Genomic DNA, 19,785 nt, shown 5'->3' on the forward strand with positions numbered 1-19,785 from the left:
TCCTCGATAATCTGCGACTTATTGACGATCATCGCGGCCATTAAGCGGCCCCCGGTGATCGTATCTATTGCCGCTAAAACCATAAAAATATTATTATAGAAACGAATACTCGGATGCTGCGCCCGTCTTTGAGAGCGCCCCGAAATAGAGAAAGACCAAAACAATGAACAAGATGCCATTTGAACGCTATCAACCGTTTGAAACCGTCAAATTGGACAATCGCACCTGGCCCGGGAAGACGATTGAAAAAGCACCTATCTGGTGTTCTGTCGACTTACGTGATGGTAACCAGGCTCTTATCGAGCCAATGGATACCACCCGCAAATTGAAAATGTACAAGATGCTTTTGGACATGGGCTTCAAAGAAATCGAAGTCGGGTTCCCTTCTGCATCCCAAACAGATTATGATTTTTTAAGAACCCTTATCGAAGAAGACATGATCCCCGATGACGTCAGCATTCAGGTTTTAACACAATCAAGAGAGCACTTGATTCGCAGAACTTTTGAAAGCATTCGCGGCGCAAAGAATGTCATTGTACACTTATACAACTCCACATCCGAGCTACAGCGACGCGTTGTTTTCAGGCAAGATAAACAAGGCATTATCGATATCGCAGTTGCTGGTGCGAAGCTTATTAAAGAGCTAATTCCAACAGTTCCTGAAACAAAAATTGTACATCAGTACTCGCCCGAAAGCTTTACTGGCACTGAAATGCCGTTTGCACGGGACATCTGTGAAGCTGTTATGGATGTATGGGAAGCCAGCCCGGAAAACAAAGTTATCCTAAATCTGCCGGCAACCGTGGAAATGTCCACACCAAACATCCATGCGGATCAGATTGAATGGTTCTGCAACAACGTCAAAAATCGTGATTCCGTCATTATTTCGCTTCACCCCCACAACGACAGAGGCACAGGAATCGCAGCAACAGAGCTAGGTTTGTTAGCTGGTGCTGACCGTGTAGAAGGTACTCTGTTTGGTAATGGTGAGCGAACAGGTAACGTCGATTTGGTCACACTTGCCGTTAATATGATGACCCAAGGTGTTGACCCAAAGCTTGATATTTCTGATATCAATAACATCAAAGAAACCGCTGAATACTGTAACCAACTTCCCGTTCACCAACGACACCCCTGGGTTGGCGAGTTGGTATACACTGCCTTCTCTGGTTCTCATCAAGATGCAATCAAAAAAGGAATGATCGCTCTAAAAGCCAATAATTCAAATCAATGGGAAGTTCCTTACTTGCCAATTGACCCACAAGATATTGGCCGGAGTTACGAAGCCATTATCCGGATTAATAGCCAGTCTGGTAAAGGTGGTGTCGCCTATATCATGCAGAATGATTACCACATGGATCTTCCGCGTGACCTGCAAGTGAATTTCTCGAAGAAAATTCAAAATATTGCTGAGACAACAGGCAGGGAAATCACGCCTCAAATTATCTGGGATAGTTTCGAAAAAGCCTATTTACGCACGACATCCCCCGTTGAATTTCTTTCTCACACAACAGTGCCTGATACCCATGCAGCCGAAATTCGTCATTTAACGGCAGAGATTAATCATTTCGGTGAAGGTAAAGAGATTTCGGGTAAAGGAAACGGCCCAATTGCAGGCTTCACAGATGCTATCGCAGAGAATTTGGGCGTTCGCTTGAGCGTGGAAGATTACCACCAGCATTCGCTAACCCATGGATCAGATGCAAAAGCAGTAGCCTATCTGGAACTGAAAACCTCTGAAGGCGAAACGGTTTGGGGTGTTGGAATTGATTCCAATACAACAGTAGCTTCCATCAAAGCAATTGTCTCGGCCACCAACCAAATTCTGGAAAATTAAGCTTAATCTCATCGTTTACGATACAACAAACAGCGTCAGATTTTCTGGCGCTGTTTGCTTTTCCACCGAATTATTTGGTGAAGAACGAGGCTTTTTGAACAATCCATGAAGAACCAGAGAACATTTTTATACTGTTGAATCGAAATAATCCAAATTCTGCGGCTTTATCACTCCCTGCAGGTAGCCTATATATGTAGCCGTAACTTTTTCAAAGCTAGGAATATTTATGCCTTCGTCCAGTGACTCACAGAACCTGCTAGAAGATCTGATAAAAAAAGCAAAAGCTGCCGGTGCCGACGCTGCTGATGCCCTGATGTTCAGGTCTGTGTCTGTTTCTCATGCCCAACGCCTTGGGAATATGGAGAAACTGGAACGCGAAGAAAGTAATGATCTTGGTTTGCGCGTTTTTATCGGCAAGAGAAACGCAGTCGTCTCTTCCAGTGATGCTTCGCCAAAAGCGATTGATGAACTGGTAGAGCGTGTTGTCTCTATGGCACGCGTTGTCCCCGAAGATCCCTACGCCGGAATTGCTGGTGAAGAGGAAATTACAAAGTCTTTTCCCCAGTTAGACATTTATGATGCCGTTGAACCCTCAGCGGATGAGCTCATAAATCGTGCCAAGGAATGCGAAGAAGCTGCTCTGGCCGTTACAGGTATTACAAACTCCGGTGGCGCCGAAGCTTCATGGGGCGAAGCCTCTATCGCTCTTGCGGCTTCGAACGGCTTCTCCGGCGCTTATAACTCATCTGGGCATTCCATCTCTGCCTCTGTTCTCGCAGGGGAAAAAGAGACAATGGAAAGGGATTACGATTTCTCAAGCGCCGTATACGGAAGCGATCTAACCAACGCCGCCGAAATCGGTAAAAATGCCGCGGACAAAGCGATAAAACGATTAAATCCACGTAAACCAGACACCTTAAACGACATCAGTGTTGTCTATGACCCGCGCGTTTCGTCCAGCATTATGGGCCACATGATGGGGGCAATCACCGGTCCAGCAATCGCAAGAGGTACAAGTTTCCTGAAAGAGTCGCTAAACAAAAAGATCTTTGCTGACGGAATCAATATTGTTGATGACCCCCACCTTCATCGTGGTTTAAGGTCCAAGCCTTTTGATGGCGAAGGTCTTGGGAATAAAAAACAGAATATCATTGAAGATGGTGTGCTCCTGACATGGCTCCTCAGCCTTTCTTCCGCTAGACAGCTTGGACTAAAAAGCACCGGTCATGCATCACGAGGCACATCCGGAAACCCGTCACCCTCCCCAACCAATCTTTACATGGAAGCTGGCAACCTGTCCCCGGCAGAGTTAATTAAAGATATAAAACAGGGCTTCTTTGTTACCGAGATGATGGGATCCAGTGTCAACGGCCTTACGGGCGATTATAGCCGCGGTGCGGGTGGATACTGGATCGAAAATGGTGAAATTGCCTATCCTGTATCCGAAGCAACAATTGCGGGTAACCTCAAAGAAATGTTCATGAATCTTACCCCTGCAAGTGATCTCGTCTTCCGCTATGGAAGCAATGCCCCGACAATTCGCATTGACGGCATGACTGTCGCAGGCACTTAAAAGAGCCCCAAACCATAAAAATATTTTTCTCAAATTACTACAGGCGAAAATGTCGAGCACAAAGTCGAACAAAATGAAATTAGGAGATGCCTCCACACAATTTCTAATTAAACGCCTTTTTAGAGATTATGTATCCGGGCAGCTCGTCAAGATAGCCTTCTCTTTGATTGCTATGGCATTTGTTGCGGGTTCAACTGTCATGCTCGCCAAACAAATGGAGCCGATCATCAATGATATTTTCCTGAAACGTCAGGAAGAATTATTAATGCCAATCGCTTTGGGGGTTGTTGGAATTTTCTTCGTAAAGGGTGCTGCAACTTACGCACAATCCATGTTGATGCAACATGTTGGCCTGGAAATTATTGCAACTATTCAAGAACAACTTTTCAAGAAACTAATGCGTGCTGACCTCGCCTATTTTCACGAGGAATCCCCCGGGAATCTGGTTTCCAGATTTATGAACGACGCCAATATGCTCAAAGGTGTCGTCTCGAACACCCTGACATCTATCGGTAAGGATACCTTAACCGCGGTGGGCCTCATTGGCATGATGTTCTATCAGGACTGGTTTTTAGCATCTATTGCCTTTGCTGCCTTTCCAACTGCAATTTTGCCAATCGCCAAAACGGGCCGCAGAATACGCAAGGTCTCTACAAATACGCAAGAATCCATGGGGCTTTTAACCACACGACTGGACGAAGCCTTTCAGGGTATTCGCCATGTAAAAGCCTACAACATGGAAGATCACGAAACGAAACGCGTTTCCGAAACAATTCTGACCGTATTACGTTTGAATCTGAAAGCGGCAAGAACCAGCTCTATCCTCTCCCCCATTATGGAGACCCTCGGTGGTATTGCCATTGCGATAGTTATTCTCTACGGCGGGAACGAAGTCATTCAGGGAACCAAAGACCCCGGATCTTTCTTTGCGTTTATCACAGCGCTTCTGCTTGCTTACGAACCAATTAAGAAACTATCCAAGCTCAATGCAAACATGCAAACAGGCTTGGCAGCTGCCCACCGGGTATATTCCATTCTCGATAGTGAGCCAGACATAAAAGATGTTTCAGGGGCTAAAGAGCTGGAAATCACAAAAGGCGATGTGGTTTTTAAAGATGTTTACTTCAACTACGATGACAACACATCAGCACTTGAAGCCATAAATCTGACGGCAAAAGCCAACAAGACGATTGCCCTTGTCGGGGCATCCGGTGCAGGCAAGACATCCATTCTCAACCTCATCCCCAGATTCTATGACGTAACAAAGGGTAAAATCACCTTTGACGGCCAAGATATCCGCGATGTCAGTTTAAGTAGCTTAAGACAGGCTACAGCTTTGGTTAGTCAAGAAATACAGCTGTTCGATGATACTGTTCGTGCCAACATTGCATACGGAAAACCCGACGCCAGCGACGAAGAAATTATTGAAGCAGCCCAAAATGCACATGCACACGATTTCATTCTTTCGTTGCCCGAAGGTTATGACACCCAAGTTGGCCCTCGTGGTTCAAGATTATCCGGCGGGCAACGCCAACGTGTTGCCATTGCCCGTGCAATGGTAAAGGATGCCCCTGTACTTTTACTGGACGAAGCAACCTCTGCTCTGGATACAGAATCAGAGCGACACGTTCAAACGGCCCTCAATACTTTGATGAAAGGTCGTACGACCTTTGTCATTGCTCACCGTCTTTCAACCGTTATCGATGCAGATATGATCTACGTAATGGATAAAGGTAAAATTATCGAAGAAGGCACACATAGCCAGTTACTGGAAAAATCCGGAACCTATGCAAAGCTATATGCGCTACAGTTTGCAGAAGAAGCTCAAACAAACGATGATATTTCTCTACCTGCTTAAACGGCCCATAAAAAGGCGTGCTGAAAGAATATTATGAAGCTGTCAAAACGGATACTCCGTTCAACCTTCTTCCAGAACCTTATCGCCAGATTAATCTCTAGCTACATATCACTTGTGCGTAATACCGTACGCTGGCAGGAAATTATACCTGATGAAACCCAGAAATATCTGGATGGTGATTCGAACATAATCGGCTGCTTCTGGCACGCACGCATGATTATGATGTTCAATGCCTGGAAAGACAGTGATCGCAGCAAATTTCACATGCTGATTTCGGCCCACAGGGATGGTCGCGTCATCGCCAAGTCTATCAAGAATCTCGGATTTAATACTGTAGAAGGATCCAGCCGCAGGGGAGGCGCCACAGCCTTGGTAAACCTTAAGCGCACTCTTGATAAAGGGAGTGCTATCGGCATAACCCCCGACGGCCCCAAGGGACCAAGAATGCGGGCAAAAACCGGAGCCATCAAAGCTGCACAAATGACCGGACGCCCGATACTTCCTGTCACAGGAACCGTTGCAAGCCGCAAAGTTTTTAATTCATGGGATCGTTTTGTGTTACCTGCCCCCTTTACCAAAGGTGTCATCATCTGGGGCACACCAATATATGTAGAAAGAGATGCTTCTAAAGAGCAGCAAGAAGAATATCGCTTAGAGCTAGAAGGTCAATTGAACAAGCTAACACAGATGGCTGACCAATCATTCGGGCAAAATTTGATTCATCCGGATCCTTTACCCACCCCAAAGACAAATACGCACCTCAATCACACGCCAGAGACCTCAGATGCGAACACCTGAGTTTTGGAGACATCGCGGCCTTATCAGTACTTTACTACTACCATTATCTGGCTTTTATTATCTGGGTAGTATCCTACGCCAAAAACTTACTTCTCCAACAAGGGTCGATGTCCCTGTCATTTGTATTGGGAACCTGACGGCTGGCGGCAGCGGGAAGACTCCTATTACTCTCTCGTTAGCAAGCTCGCTTCAGAAAATGGGAAAAAACCCACACATTGTTTCCCGCGGATATGGCGGTGAACAAGAGGGGCCTTTGCGTGTATCTCCATCCCTGCATTCTGCTCGCGATGTCGGGGATGAACCTTTGATGATGGCGCTTGCCAATTCACAAAGCACGCCAGTATGGATCAGCAAAAACAGAGTTAATGGGGCTAAAGCAGCTATAAAAGACGGAGCCGATATTATCCTTCTTGATGATGGCTTTCAGAATCCTACACTTCAGAAAGACGTGTCAATTCTCGTCGTCGATAACAAAATCGGCTTTTCTAACGAACGCCTGATTCCTTCTGGACCGCTACGAGAAAGCATTCACAATGGATTAAAACGTGCTGATGCTGTTTTTGTTATCAAGCAACCTGATGAAGCGATCAATCCAGAACTGGCAGCTATTTTCGCAACAAAAGCTGTTACCAGTGTCACGATAAAACCCGCTGATGAAACAAACCAATCAGAACTGAAAAGCAAAAAAATATTTGCCTTTGCCGGGATTGGGTATCCGCATAAATTCTACAATACACTGGAAAATCTCTCTGCGCAGATATGTGGAAGCAAGGATTTCCCTGATCACTATCAATACACTGAAGATGATCTGGAAAAGGTCTTATACATGGCACAAAAAGCCGAGGCCGATGCTATTTTTACGACAGAAAAAGATTTCGTGAAAATTCCTGAAGCATACAAAGACAAAATCTCTTACTTGCCCATTCACGCCGTATGGGATAATTCAGAATTTATAAATACCCTTTTGAGCAAGCTAACAGGAACCACATGACAAGAGATGTCACCTTTCGCCATAAAATTGAGGCCCTCGGGTTTCGATTTTTGCTCTGTCTGGTTGGCCTCTTTCCTGTAAAAGCCTGCTCTAACTTTGGCGGGTTCATGGGGCGAACAATCGGCCCACGCCTAGGTATAACGCGCAAAGCCGATCTCAATCTACGCCTTGCAATGCCCGAGCTTTCAAAAAAAGAACGAAAGCAGATTATCCACGACATGTGGGATAATCTTGGTCGCGTTATTTTTGAGTATCCACACCTCAAAGAAATCGTTCGCACGGATCGCGATTATATAACCGTCGAGGGTATTGAGAAGTTTGAAGCGCCTGATGTTAAAGACAAAGCCCTGATATTTGTCGGTGCCCACATCGGAAATTGGGAAGTCCTTCCAATGACGGCGGCACTGCGGGGTTACCCACAGACAATTATTGTTCGCCAGCCCAACAATCCACTTGTTGCTGCAGCAATTGACAATATCCGTACATCTACCGGAAATATTTCAGCCGCCAAAGGTGTAGAAGGGGCAAGGGCTTCCCTAAAAGCCATTAGAAACAAATCTGCCGTCGGTATTCTTGCCGATCAAAAGATGAACGACGGGATTGAAGCGCCGTTTTTTGGCATTCCAGCTATGACACCTGCTGCACCAGCCCTACTTGGCAGCAAACCAAACGCGGTTGTCTTTCCTATTCAATGTATCAGAACAGGCCCAGCCAGCTTTCATCTAGTGTGTCATTCTGCAATCGATTTTCCAGACGGGATCAGTCGTGGACAAGCAGGCGTCGAAGGAATGACAGAGCTGAATTCAATTATAGAGAGCTGGATCAGGGAAAAGCCCGGTGATTGGCTATGGCTCCATCGGCGTTGGCCCAAAGATGCTTATAGAAAACTCAAGGAAACAACTTAAGCTAAAAACCAAGCCAAAGGTTTCCCTCTCTATACTTTTTTTACTGCAGCATTGGTCCAACAAGTGTTTCAGGGTCCACTCTCTCTTTAAACCAATTCATTCGCCAGTCCAGATGAGGTCCTGTCACACGGCCAGTTGCACCAAGCGTGCCCAGTTGATCCCCTTGGTCAAGAAAATCACCAACCCTCACCGTCACACTATTCATATGTAAAAATGTGGATGACAGTCCGTGTCCATGATCAAGAATAACTGTCCCTCCCGAATAATAAAGATCAGGCTCGGCTAAGGTCACAATACCGGGTGCCGGGGCCGTAATAGGCGTCCCCACAGGTGCCGCGACGTCCACACCAAAATGTGGGCGTTTAGGCACTCCGTTAAAAACGCGTTGGCTCCCATAAACTCCGGATATCCGGCCCTGAGCTGGCCAGATAAAACCAGATGCATACATCGGTTCATCAAAGTTTGATGTTCTTGCTTTGGCAACATCTGTTGCATCACGACTTATACGGTTTGCGACCTCTTTGGGAGGCGACACATATTTTTGAGCCACGCCTTCTATTCGCTGAATTGCATAGTCTCGTTTTTTGATTTCATAGTTCTCAATCTGGGTATCACCGTTCGGCGCATGAACACTGAGTTCAACACTTCCCTCAGCATCACGCCCAAATCCAAAAACAAAATCCCCCTGTTCAGAAACTTTTATTGCTTCCTTGTTCAGAAAAACCTTTGTACCACTTGGCACTTTACCAATAATGATCCCACCCTGAATAAACTCACCGCGCAAGGAAACGTTTTCTTCTGCAAAAGCAGCTGAAACCATTCCAAAAATCACGAATAGAAAAACAAACAGGCGTTTCATTACAACAAACTTCCCTGGGCAGTATCTGACGCGTCAGATTTTTTTGTTTTTGGCGCTTTCTTTGCCCCTGATTTTGGCGTTGTTTTCGGCGTCATCGAACCAGATGGGCCACCAGTTTCACCATCACCGCCAGCAACCGCTTCAATTACTGCATTATCGGCAAATTCGATATTTAGCTTCGTACCGTCGCTTATATCTGTAGTAGTAAGAACATTACCATCAGCCCCTCGGACAACAGAGAAACCACGTTTCAATACATTCTTATAAGACACTCCTTCGAGAACACGCTCCAGTGAAGTTAGCTCATTTTTTGCGCGCTCCAACCGCAAAGCTGTTGCGGATGACATGCGTCGGCCTGAATCAAGTTTTTCCATTTCAAACTGACGCACAGGAATAATCTGTTCACTGACACCGTCGAACCGATCACTCAGTGCCGATAAATGATGCGATGCGAGTAAAATTTGTTGTTTAGGATGAGGTAGTCGTGCCGACAGTTCTGACAATTCCGATGTTTGATGACGTAAAAAGCCCTTCATGGCATTACGCATACGTTCAACGCGATCATCCAACCGTTGAGTCTTTTCTTCTATCAGGCGCCTTGGATCAGGGAGTCCTCTAGCAAGGGCTTCAACCTGCATCCGACGCTCGCCCATCAAACGGTTTGCTCCGGCATAAATCCGCCGTCCGATGTTCTGGACTTCGCCAATCAACTCAGCCCTTACCGGCACCGCCATTTCGGCTGCAGCAGTTGGGGTCGGCGCACGCTTGTCAGACGCAAAGTCAATCAGCGTTGTATCCGTTTCATGACCAACCGCCGAAATCAGTGGAATTTTCGAGTTTGCCGCGGCTCTGACGACAACTTCTTCGTTAAAGGCCCAAAGATCTTCGAGGCTACCACCACCACGTGCGACAATCAGCGTATCCGGGCGGGGAATATCGCCATTAGGATCCAACGCATTAAACCCGTCAATTGCGTTGGCAACCTGTTCTGCTGCACCGTCCCCTTGGACCAACACTGGCCAAACCAGAACACGTCGCGGAAAGCGATCCGACAAACGGTGCATAATATCACGAATGACTGCCCCCGTTGGCGAGGTCACAACGCCAATGACCTCTGGCAGAAATGGGATAACTCGCTTCCGTTCGTCTGCAAACAATCCTTCCGAAGCCAATTTCTTTTTGCGCTCTTGCAAAAGCTTGAGCAAAGCGCCTTCGCCCGCAACCTCCATGCTATCAATAACAATTTGATAGTTGGATCGCCCGGGATAACTGGTAATTCGCCCCGTAACGATAACTTCCAAGCCGTCTTGGGGATCTACAGACAATTTACTTGCCTGCCCACGCCAACAGATCACACTTAGAACAGCGTTTTCATCTTTCAAAGACATATAAATATGCCCCGATGCTGCACGTTTTAAGCCCGAAATTTCACCGCGAACACGAACGCGGTCAAAACGGGTTTCAAGTTCCCGCTTGATAGAGCTGGAAATCTCACTGACGCTCAGTGCTGGCGCATTGGTACCACGTGCATCCGCTGGATTATTACCCTTATCAGCAGATTTGGATCCTGCCGTTTTAGATGGGGCTGCTTTAGACGGAGCTGTTTTAGGTCGGGGTGTAGAAAACAAATCATTCATTCGGCTATCCTAAACATCCGTTCCATTAAAGTCGACAGAGCAATCACTGATTAGACTTCGTTTTTCACGTCGTTTATGAAAATAAATTTCTCTGCGAAGTTCTGCTCCACAGGTAAAATTCTTATCCAAACTTTTCCTTACAAGTACTAGTATTTTAAGATCGGATAGGGCATAAGCTAGCCAGATTAACTGAGCCTAAAAATCGGGAGCACAAAATGAAAATTCTCGTCGTTGGATCTGGTGGCCGTGAACACGCCCTGTGTTGGTCTATTGCCAAGTCTCCCCTGTGCGAAAAACTTTATTGTGCCCCTGGGAACGCCGGAATTTCCGATGTTGCTGAGTGCCTGCCCCTTAAAGCAGAAGATCTCGATGGCTTGGTTTCCTTTGTACAGGAGAATGACATCGGATTTGTTGTTGTCGGCCCAGAAGCTCAGCTGGTTGACGGTCTCGTCGATCGTATGAACGCCATTAACGTCCCCGCCTTTGGCCCTTCAGCAGCCGCAGCCGAATTGGAAGGCTCAAAGGGCTTTATGAAAGATATCTGTGCAAAGTACAATGTACCAACGGCCAGCTATCAACGCTTTACGGATCTTGACGCAGCAAAAAAATACCTCAACGAGCAAGGCGCACCAATTGTTATCAAAACTGATGGTCTAGCCGCAGGTAAAGGCGTTACCGTTGCCATGACATTGGAAGAAGCCCACACCGCTGTTGAAGAAGCACTATCGGGGCGCGCATTTGGTGCTGCAGGCGCAGAAGTTGTTATTGAAGAATTCATGCAAGGTGAAGAAGTCAGCTTCTTTGTTTTGACCGATGGCGAAAATTACCTGCCTCTAGCATCCGCCCAGGATCACAAACGTGTTGGCGAAGGGGATACAGGCCCGAACACAGGTGGTATGGGTGTTTACTCTCCCGCGACGATCCTGACGCCAGAGCTTGAGCAGCAGGTAATTGAACAGTGCATCAAACCCACCATAGAAGGCATGAAATCTGAAGGGCATGTATACAAAGGCGTTCTCTTTGCCGGCCTTATGCTTACGGAAACCGGACCACGGTTGGTCGAATACAATGTTCGTTTCGGCGATCCGGAATGTCAGGCCCTTTGCCTGCGTCTAAAATCAGATATTCTTCCCGCCCTGTTGGCTTCTGCACAAGGTGACCTAAAAGATATCAAGCTTGAATGGCATGACGAAACTGCCCTTTTGGTTGTCATGGCTGCAAAAGGCTATCCGGCATCCTATGAAAAGAACACTGTTATCGAAGGTGTTGAAGATGCCGGTTCCGACCAAGCGGTCACAGTATTCCATGCTGGCACAGCCAGAGGCGATGACGGCAGTCTACAAGCTGTCGGCGGGCGTGTACTCGGGGTAACGGCTCTGGGGTCTGATATCAAAGACGCCCAGGAAAAAGCCTATAAGGCCGTGGATAAAATCACATGGGACCAAGGCTTCTGTCGTCGTGATATTGGTTGGCGAGAACTGGCCCGTAATGCCTGATCAGATTCGCGAAAAGATCCAAGACAACATCTAATACACAGCACAAGATTTGGTTTTTATCGGCGACTTTGAAAAAAGGTCCTGAGAATTTCAGCACAACTCTCTTCGCTAATTCCCCCGTACACTTCGGGGGCATGATGACAGGTTGAGTGCTCGTAAACTCTGGGACCATGATCGACACCGCCCCCTTTGGGATCATAGGCACCGTAATAAACCCGTTTGATACGGGCAAAAGAAATTGCCGTAGCGCACATGGGGCATGGTTCCAGCGTCACATAGAGATCACAGTTCTCCAGTCGAGCACTGTTTTGTCGCTCGCCAACGGCTCTTATCGCCAGAACTTCAGCGTGTGCCGTCGGGTCATGATCACGTTCCACACGGTTATGCGCCTGCGCCAATACCTGACCGCTTTCGCGATCCACAATCACGGCCCCAACAGGCACTTCGCCAGCTTCTACCGCCTTTTCTGCTTCCTTCAAAGCAAGCATCATAGCTTCGCCCGGCTTTTTACAAATTTGTGATTTCTGATTCGACTCCATAGCAAAGGACTCTCATTCGAAATCATGAATTGGTCAAGCAGAAGACTAAAAGAGCGCCCCTAAGATCACCATTGCATAGGACGTTTGTTTTATTCACAGTAGACAGAAGCCAAAGTCGAGCATACATTCCGGCCATGACAAACTCAAAATCGACACGACCAAATCGCCAGAAGTCCCGTCAAGATTCCAAGGGCTCGAATCCCAAAGGATCAGGCACCAAAGGAAATGCCTTTAAGAGTAAGGGAGTCAATCGCCCCTACAAAGGCAAGCCTTCTGGTAAGAGCGCACAGCACGAAAGCAAACCTGCCGTTGAAACATTCGAGCTTTCCGACAAGAAAGAACGTATTGCCAAGGTTATTGCGCGTGCAGGGCTGTGTTCCAGACGTGATGCCGAACGCTGGATTGCAGAAGGTCGTGTCAAACTTGATGGCAAAGTATTGGAAACGCCTGCAATTGTTGTTGGTCCCGACAATGCTATTGAGGTCAATGGTGAACCGCTTCCTCTACCGGAACGCCCCCGCCTGTGGAAATACCACAAACCAAAAGGACAGATAACGGCCGCTCGCGACCCCGAAGGACGGGACACTGTTTTTGACCACCTTCCCAAAGATCTTCCGCGGCTCCAACCCGTTGGGCGATTGGATTATAATTCGGAAGGCTTGTTGCTCTTCACCAACGATGGTGGCCTGAAGCGCAAAATGGAATTACCTGCCACAGGCTGGACCCGACGTTATCGTGTCAGGGTCCATGGTCAGGTCGATGAAAGACATATCAAGACACTTGCCGAGGGTATTACGATTGACGGCGTTCACTATGCCCCAATCGAAGCCAGTATTTCCCATCAAGCCAAGACCAATGCCTGGATGCTGATGTCTTTGAAAGAAGGCAAAAACCGGGAAATTCGCCGCGTTTGTGAACACCTTGGACTGATCGTGAACCGATTGATCAGGGTTTCCTACGGTCCTTTCCAGCTTGGTGAAATTGAACCCGGTGATATTGTCGAGCTACCTGCCAAGCTTATCCGGGATCAGTTTGGTCTTGAGGGTAAAGCTAGTGCGCCAAAAGAGGCAAATAGTAAACCAAATTTATCAGGGAAAAAGCCACAGGGTAGAGTTGGCCGAAAACCGTCCGACAAGCCAACTGGAAAGAAGACAGGTCCTTCGCGCGGGAAACCAACATCAGGCCCTCGTGGCAAACGCTCCTAAAATTGATCTCGAGATAATGGTGTTCGCATGAGGATTGTCGGAGGCAAACACAGAGGGCGATCTTTAACCTGTCCAACAGGGAAAACAGCGCGTCCAACGCTTGATAGAACGCGCGAATCGCTCTTTAACATCCTTTTACAGGGCGATGTTAGTAAAGGCTTACTACCAACGGGGACTAAATCGTTACTTATAGGTGGGCATGTTCTTGATGTTTTTGCCGGGACAGGTGCTTTGGGCCTCGAAGCTCTGTCACGCGGTGCGCAAAAAGTAACCTTTATAGAAAAATCCCCGGATAGCCTCGCCGCCCTCCGGGACAATATTAAAAACCTGAAAGAACAACAGGCCACCCAAATCATTCAAAGCGATGCCTTAACGCCGCCAAAAGCTCGGGAAGCCTGTTCTCTTGTTCTTATGGATGCGCCCTACAATCAGGATCTGACCGAGCCGACAATCAGCGCACTGGACAAAGCGGGCTGGATTGCAAGAACATCATTGATCGTTGCCGAGTGTGATGCCAAAGAAAACATCACACCGCCATCCGGTTTCGAAGAAGTTGATAACCGAAAGTACGGCAAAGCCAGAATTTTATTCTTCCTCAGAGTAGAAGTTAGATAGATGGTTGAGAACTTTTCGTTACGGAAATAATGACTGTTTTAAAATTCGAGTCTCTTCATCTCCAAAGCTTAGAGAAGGTCTCCTATTTAACTCTTCAAAAAGTCTGTCATTTGCCTTCCTCTCTCTATTCAAATTAACAACAGCCATTTTCTCGGCGATTTCTTTGCCAACTCCATATATACTCTTAGGTTTAAATCCTTTAGGTTTACTTGCTTTGGATTTAGATTTTTTTGGTTTAAATTCCAATAAATCCATGAGCTGTTTTGTTTGATCAATTCGATCATAATTATTTTTTATTTCGTCCAGAAGCTCTGTATCCGTCATAGTTCGTGGAAATTTAATCGCTTCATCACCCTTACGCTCAATTCGTTGACTTTTCAGCCGAATTGTTTGAGCAATTGTTCCTTGTCCGGGTAGTTTTCCAAACTCATCTAAGCTATCAAAAAACTCGCCTCTCTCCGTATCAGTCATGTGAGGAAACTTTTCCATTTCCTTTAGGAACATAAAAACCAAAGGCCCTGTACTCGGATCTTTTATTCCGGGGATCTGTGAATTAATTCCCCAGTGATTCAAAGACGCATCCAGTTCAGTCTCAAACTCTCGCTGTTCATGATCTGTCGGATTTTCATTAAAAATAGGAAAAAGAATTTTCAAGTGTGTTTTCAGGCCACGACCGACTTGATCAAGCATCCCTTCTTGATCAGTTTGTTGAGGATACAAAATTCTCTCATGTCTTTCACGATCACTTTCTTTTACTTGAGGCAAAACAGCTTATCCTTTCACAAAAAAATGGCCACTCATCTATTAGAAGGCGGCACATAAAGAATAGGTAAAAACAGGTTTCAGCTTCAATTCATCACGAAAGATTCTAGAGCTTTGACAATTATTCCATCATCTGAGTTTTCAATTTTTTTGCAGCCATTGCATAGCCACCGTCGGCCCCATCGATAAAGTGGATATGTTGAGCGTGATGGAGATCCAACATCAAACATGTCATTAAGGCTTCATCTGAGAGATGGACTCCGTAGGTAATTCGTCCTGCACGCCTTTCTTTTTCAAGATAAGCCTGTAGCTCTTCTATGACGTCAGAGCTACAATCTAAAACCATTCGCACCATGTCATCAAACTTTCTGAAATCAGAATTATTACGTAATTCTGTCAAATACGTTTCTGGTTGATAGGGACCTGATTTCAAATTTACAAAATGGGCAAATCTCTGAAATATTTTTTCAAAAAGAGTCTTTAAAATGGGACGAATATGAGTACTCGCAGCTTTACTAGCCGCAAATTTTTCTAAAGAAAAGTTTTCCAAAAACCCTCTAAACTTCATCTGTTGAATCTTAACAGGGTTTATATCAGCACTCGCTTGATCAAGAATACGCTGAATATGTTCGACAATACTGGCATAATCATCATCATGATTCGCATGTACCAGCAATGTGATGATTTGCCCATTTACAGGTTTTAGAGGTTGCCAACGACAAGAAAGCCCTTCCAGATTAGGCAAACGGGTTTCAATATTCTGTTTACAGAACTCACCAGTTTGATCTGCTTTGATAATTGTATCAGCCAAAGCCAGACCACCACCATTAAACAGAGCGAGATTATTACCGGGAGATAGCTCTAACCGGGCAACCTGAATGTTTTTTCCCTCCCTTCTAATCTCGGAAAGAGGAACACATCCCACTCTTAGTTCCAGATCGTAAAAATCCAGACCAAAGCTTCTAACAGCAAGCAATTCATCAATCAGAGCATCACGATCCTGAGATGAGCAAAGAAAAGATGCGCCATCGCCACCAAAAACAAAGGGAATTATCGCACCCCCTACTGTATTAAAGACAGCCGTGATACATGCTGCCCCCAGCATGTTAATATCTTTATAGCGACCGGCTTCGATAGCCCTGGTTGAGCTAACAACATCTGTAACAATAACCCACCAGTCATCAGGAACTTCCTGATAAAAGTCATCCGTAAAGGCATGTATAAATCGCGTTGCGGGCTTAAGGCTTAAAAAGTCAAAACTCAAAAAAGTCTCCCATTGTGATCCAAACCTCAAAATACTTCTTATCAATCGACACAGAAGTAACCAGCCGCATACGCGATACAACTTATAAGTAGGAACGATTATCTTCTGGAAAAGAGTTTTTCTATATCAGCAAGCTTCAATTCAATATAGGTCGGACGTCCGTGATTGCACTGTCCGGAATGCGGCGTCACTTCCATCTGTCGCAATAGAGCATTCATTTCTTCCCCGTTGAGACGACGACCGGATCGAACTGATCCATGACATGCCATGGTACCCAAAACCCGTTCAATCTGTTCTTTCAGTGCAAGAGTTTCCCCTAACTCTGCCAACTCATCAGCAAGATCTCTGACCAATGCAACTGCATTCGCACGCTCGCCTAGGATAGCTGGCACTTCGCGTACGACAACAGCTCCGGCTCCAAATCCTTCAAGTACCAGCCCCAGTTCAGACAGCTCATCTGCTCTCTTGACCAAACGGTGCGCCGCATCTTCGTCCAGTTCGACAACTTCAGGCAACAGCAACATCTGGGTTTTAACACCCTGTTCCGCCATTTGTGCCTTCATCTTCTCTAAAACCAGTCTTTCATGGGCCGCATGCTGGTCAACAACAACAATGCCATCCGCGGTTTGCGTGATGATGTAGTTTTCGTGAAATTGCGCCCGTGCCGCCCCTAGGGGGTGGGCCGTATGGTCAAAGTTATCAACATTAATGTCATAACTGTTAGATTCCCCGGGATCCCCGTTCCATTCCGTCGGCCTTTCTGACAAGCCTGATGGGAAATGTTCTTGTCTGGCTTCTGGAATAAAATCTTCTGCTCCGGGTAAGGCAGATTGTGTAAATCCTGTTTGACCATCCGATAAAGGTGCGTGGTAATCCATAACTGCGTCTGACAAACGCCCAGAAGGATAGTTAATCGAGGACTTGGATTGCCACGTATAATCTGTATTTGGGCGTGCTGACGCATACCCGCCGCCCTGTTCGCCCCGAGCACGCGCAGCTTCCAGCATCCCCAAAGCCGCATTACCCACCGAAGTAGAGGCTCTATGTCCTGCTTCTGCCAACGCATGTTTGCAGGCACCGACAATCAAACCACGGACCAAGGTCGCATCCCGAAAACGAACCTCTGTCTTGGCCGGATGAACGTTCACATCAACCATTTCGGACGGTAGTTCCAAAAACAAAGCAAGAAGCGGATGCCGATCACGAGCAAGAAAATCCTGATACGCACCTCTCACAGCACCTTGTAATAAACGATCTTTTACTGGGCGACCATTCACAAAAAGATACTGGTGCTGTGCATTTCCTCGATTGAGGGTCGGCAATCCGATATAACCGGAAAGTTTCAAATATTCGCGCTCGGCTTCAATAGGTAGCGCATTTTCTTCAAACTCACGCGCCATTACGGATGAAAGGCGTTTCAATCTGACTTCAAACAAATCGCCACTATTGGCAGGCAAGCGAAGGATTGTTCTTTTTTCATCAGAAAGCGAAAACCCAACTTCCGGATTGGCCATAGCAAGACGTTTCAAAACATCTTCAGCATGGCTGACTTCTGTCCGCGCTGCTTTTAAAAATTTCAACCGGGCGGGTGTTGCAAAAAATAAATCCCTGATTTCAACCCGTGTCCCGACGTTACATGCCGCAGGTTGTGGATCAGTAACCACACCACCTTCGACTTTAATTGTCCAGGCATCCTCGGCATCCGCTTCACGGCTTGTAATTTGAAGACGCGCAACAGCACCAATAGATGGCAGAGCTTCGCCCCGAAACCCCAGCGTTTTAATATGAACAAGATCATCACTAGGCAGCTTTGATGTCGCATGGCGCTCGATACAAATGCCAAGTCCTTCTCGGCTCATACCACAGCCATCATCTGTCACCGAGATATAACTACGCCCGCCATCGCGCATCACAACATCAACATTATGTGATCCGGCATCCAGTGCGTTTTCCACCAATTCTTTAATTGCTGCAGCGGGGCGTTCGATAACTTCACCGGCAGCGATCTGATTAACAAGGGTGTTGGGTAAACGACGGATAAGCACTGAAAGGCTCCTGATTAAAGATCTTTTAGCATACGACGGGCAAGGACTTTGCCTTGTTCAACTGCGGGCTGGTCATAGGGGTTTACACCGAGGAGATCAGCTGTGATCACAGTTTCCAACATAAAGTGCATGGTCAACGCACCCAAGGTTTCTTCATCAATTTTATCCAGCAGGAATTTTCTTACCGGACGACCATTTTTAGCCAAAGTTTGCATGGTGGCTTCTGCGGAAACCGTCAACAGGTCGCCCAAAGTTCGTCCACGAAGATAACTCAATGAATCTTCGCCTTTTGGCAGAACAGAATCAACGGGCAACCCCATCCCCTTGGCATCATGATAGATCATGGTGAACATCTTATCCTGAGGTCCATCCAGATAGAGTTGCAGTTGACTATGCTGATCTACAGTTCCAAGGGCACGAATTGGCGTCGTTCCCTTACCCTCTTTACCCAAACTCTCTGCCCATAGTTGATTATACCAGAGCCCAAAATCTGCAAGTCTATCTTCATAGGGCATAATGACGGTTTGGCGAATATCGCGCTGGCGTTGTAACCCTGTAGCAATAGCGGCACCCACCGCTGCAGGAATATCTTCCATTTGCGCCCCAGAGAAGGCTTGATCCACAACTTTCTGCGCACCATTTCTCAAGGCTGCGGCATCCAATCCTGCAATCATTGCCGGTAGCAACCCGACCAGAGTAAGAATACAGAAACGTCCGCCAATTAACGGATTTTGATCAAGGCATTCAAGCCCCAGATCTCTGGCCAATTTTCTTAGCGGATTTGGACGGGGTTCAGTGATAACAGTCACTCGTTCTGATAATTTGTCCGGCCCATACTCCTTCTGGAATATAGGTAACAAAGCCATGAACTGGGAAACTGTTTCAGCGGTTGAGCCGGATTTGGAAACGACAATCAATCCCGTGCGAGAAATGTCAACGTGCTTCAAAAGAACATCAAAACTATGCGGATCGATATTATCAATGAAATGAAGGTGTGGTCCCCCATTGATCGGTCCGAAAGCACTGGTCGCCAGGCCATAAAGTGTTCGTCCACCAAGCGAAGAACCGCCTGTTCCCAGAACGATCACATCATCACAATTTTCACGATAGGAAGAGACAACCGTTTGGCAAGCCACAAGATCATCCCGCTCACCAGGGGTTGTCAGAAATGGCAATCGTCCGTTATCTTTATCATCTTTAAGACGGGCTAAACTAGCCTTGCATCCTTGAAGCTGCTCTTCAAAAATCTGTTGTTCCAAACCACCTTCACCAAGTGTTCTGGCAAGGCAAAACTCTGCATCGTGCGTGTAGGACATTGTCTCTTTTATCTATCTAAGAATATGCTTGTAGTATTACCTATTTGTAACCGACGACGAAAGCCTTCATCCTCTAAAACATTAC

16 protein-coding genes are annotated in these 19,785 nt (G+C 46.6%); 9 read left to right on the plus strand and 7 right to left on the minus strand.

The features are described 5' to 3' along the window. The first annotated feature begins 163 nt into the window (after nt 1-163). The 6 genes from leuA to WH96_RS02130 all read left to right on the plus strand — a co-directional run bounded on the left by leuA (nt 164) and on the right by WH96_RS02130 (nt 7,962). A complete protein-coding gene (gene leuA, locus WH96_RS02105) occupies nt 164-1,837 on the plus strand; it encodes a 2-isopropylmalate synthase (RefSeq protein WP_047762451.1) in 1,674 nt (557 codons plus the stop codon). A 226-nt stretch (nt 1,838-2,063) separates the two neighbouring features. Beyond that, nucleotides 2,064-3,410 (plus strand): TldD/PmbA family protein, encoded by a 1,347-nt coding sequence (locus WH96_RS02110; RefSeq protein WP_047762452.1) that lies wholly within the window; start codon nt 2,064-2,066, stop codon nt 3,408-3,410. Between the two features lie 73 nt (nt 3,411-3,483). Next, complete coding sequence (msbA, locus tag WH96_RS02115; RefSeq protein ID WP_245629400.1) at nt 3,484-5,268, plus strand: lipid A export permease/ATP-binding protein MsbA; 1,785 nt, start codon at nt 3,484-3,486, stop codon at nt 5,266-5,268. A gap of 33 nt (nt 5,269-5,301) precedes the next feature. Continuing rightward, nucleotides 5,302-6,066, plus strand: a complete 765-nt coding sequence (locus tag WH96_RS02120) for a lysophospholipid acyltransferase family protein (protein ID WP_047762454.1) — start codon at nt 5,302-5,304, stop codon at nt 6,064-6,066. Beyond that, nucleotides 6,053-7,057 (plus strand): tetraacyldisaccharide 4'-kinase, encoded by a 1,005-nt coding sequence (lpxK, locus tag WH96_RS02125; RefSeq protein WP_047762455.1) that lies wholly within the window; start codon nt 6,053-6,055, stop codon nt 7,055-7,057. The genes WH96_RS02120 and lpxK overlap by 14 nt, the downstream gene beginning before the upstream one ends. After that, nucleotides 7,054-7,962: a lysophospholipid acyltransferase family protein gene (locus tag WH96_RS02130; protein ID WP_047762456.1), complete on the plus strand. Its 909-nt coding sequence runs from the start codon at nt 7,054-7,056 to the stop codon at nt 7,960-7,962. Before lpxK ends, WH96_RS02130 begins: the two co-directional genes overlap by 4 nt. A 40-nt stretch (nt 7,963-8,002) precedes the next feature. Here the strand turns inward: WH96_RS02130 and WH96_RS02135 are convergent, their stop codons facing one another. Both WH96_RS02135 and xseA read right to left on the minus strand, forming a co-directional pair. Then, entirely contained in the window at nt 8,003-8,821 is an 819-nt protein-coding gene (locus tag WH96_RS02135) for a M23 family metallopeptidase (RefSeq protein ID WP_047762457.1), read from the minus strand. Continuing rightward, nucleotides 8,821-10,458 carry an exodeoxyribonuclease VII large subunit gene (gene xseA / locus WH96_RS02140; RefSeq protein ID WP_047762458.1) on the minus strand — a complete coding sequence of 546 codons (1,638 nt, stop codon included), beginning with the start codon at nt 10,456-10,458 and terminating at the stop codon, nt 8,821-8,823. Before xseA ends, WH96_RS02135 begins: the two co-directional genes overlap by 1 nt. A gap of 215 nt (nt 10,459-10,673) precedes the next feature. Between xseA and purD the strand changes: the two genes are divergently transcribed. Beyond that, the gene (gene purD, locus WH96_RS02145; RefSeq protein WP_047762459.1) at nt 10,674-11,954 is read left to right on the plus strand and encodes a phosphoribosylamine--glycine ligase; all 1,281 of its coding nucleotides are present in this window, start codon (nt 10,674-10,676) and stop codon (nt 11,952-11,954) included. Nucleotides 11,955-12,010: 56 nt separating this feature from the next. Here purD and WH96_RS02150 read toward each other — a convergent pair whose 3' ends face one another. Next, the gene (locus tag WH96_RS02150; protein WP_204248097.1) at nt 12,011-12,493 is read right to left on the minus strand and encodes a nucleoside deaminase; all 483 of its coding nucleotides are present in this window, start codon (nt 12,491-12,493) and stop codon (nt 12,011-12,013) included. 134 nt (nt 12,494-12,627) lie between these two features. Here WH96_RS02150 and WH96_RS02155 point away from each other — a divergent pair, with 134 nt between their 5' ends. After that, nucleotides 12,628-13,698 (plus strand): pseudouridine synthase, encoded by a 1,071-nt coding sequence (locus tag WH96_RS02155; RefSeq protein WP_053005569.1) that lies wholly within the window; start codon nt 12,628-12,630, stop codon nt 13,696-13,698. A gap of 27 nt (nt 13,699-13,725) precedes the next feature. Next, nucleotides 13,726-14,313: a 16S rRNA (guanine(966)-N(2))-methyltransferase RsmD gene (gene rsmD, locus WH96_RS02160; RefSeq protein WP_047762460.1), complete on the plus strand. Its 588-nt coding sequence runs from the start codon at nt 13,726-13,728 to the stop codon at nt 14,311-14,313. A gap of 18 nt (nt 14,314-14,331) precedes the next feature. Here the strand turns inward: rsmD and WH96_RS02165 are convergent, their stop codons facing one another. The 4 genes from WH96_RS02165 to WH96_RS02180 form a co-directional block, all read right to left on the minus strand. Beyond that, nucleotides 14,332-15,078 carry a hypothetical protein gene (locus WH96_RS02165; protein WP_047762461.1) on the minus strand — a complete coding sequence of 249 codons (747 nt, stop codon included), beginning with the start codon at nt 15,076-15,078 and terminating at the stop codon, nt 14,332-14,334. Nucleotides 15,079-15,196: 118 nt separating this feature from the next. Continuing rightward, on the minus strand, nt 15,197-16,339 hold the full coding sequence (locus tag WH96_RS02170; protein WP_047762462.1) for a DUF3095 domain-containing protein: 1,143 nt from the start codon (nt 16,337-16,339) through the stop codon (nt 15,197-15,199). A gap of 98 nt (nt 16,340-16,437) precedes the next feature. Further along, nucleotides 16,438-18,384: a DNA mismatch repair endonuclease MutL gene (gene mutL / locus WH96_RS02175; RefSeq protein ID WP_047762463.1), complete on the minus strand. Its 1,947-nt coding sequence runs from the start codon at nt 18,382-18,384 to the stop codon at nt 16,438-16,440. Between the two features lie 14 nt (nt 18,385-18,398). After that, nucleotides 18,399-19,700 carry a hypothetical protein gene (locus tag WH96_RS02180; RefSeq protein ID WP_047762464.1) on the minus strand — a complete coding sequence of 434 codons (1,302 nt, stop codon included), beginning with the start codon at nt 19,698-19,700 and terminating at the stop codon, nt 18,399-18,401. Nucleotides 19,701-19,785 lie beyond the last annotated feature (85 nt).

Origin of the sequence: Kiloniella spongiae (genome assembly GCF_001026905.1) — a bacterium.
In the GTDB taxonomy this organism is placed as follows: domain Bacteria; phylum Pseudomonadota; class Alphaproteobacteria; order Kiloniellales; family Kiloniellaceae; genus Kiloniella; species Kiloniella spongiae.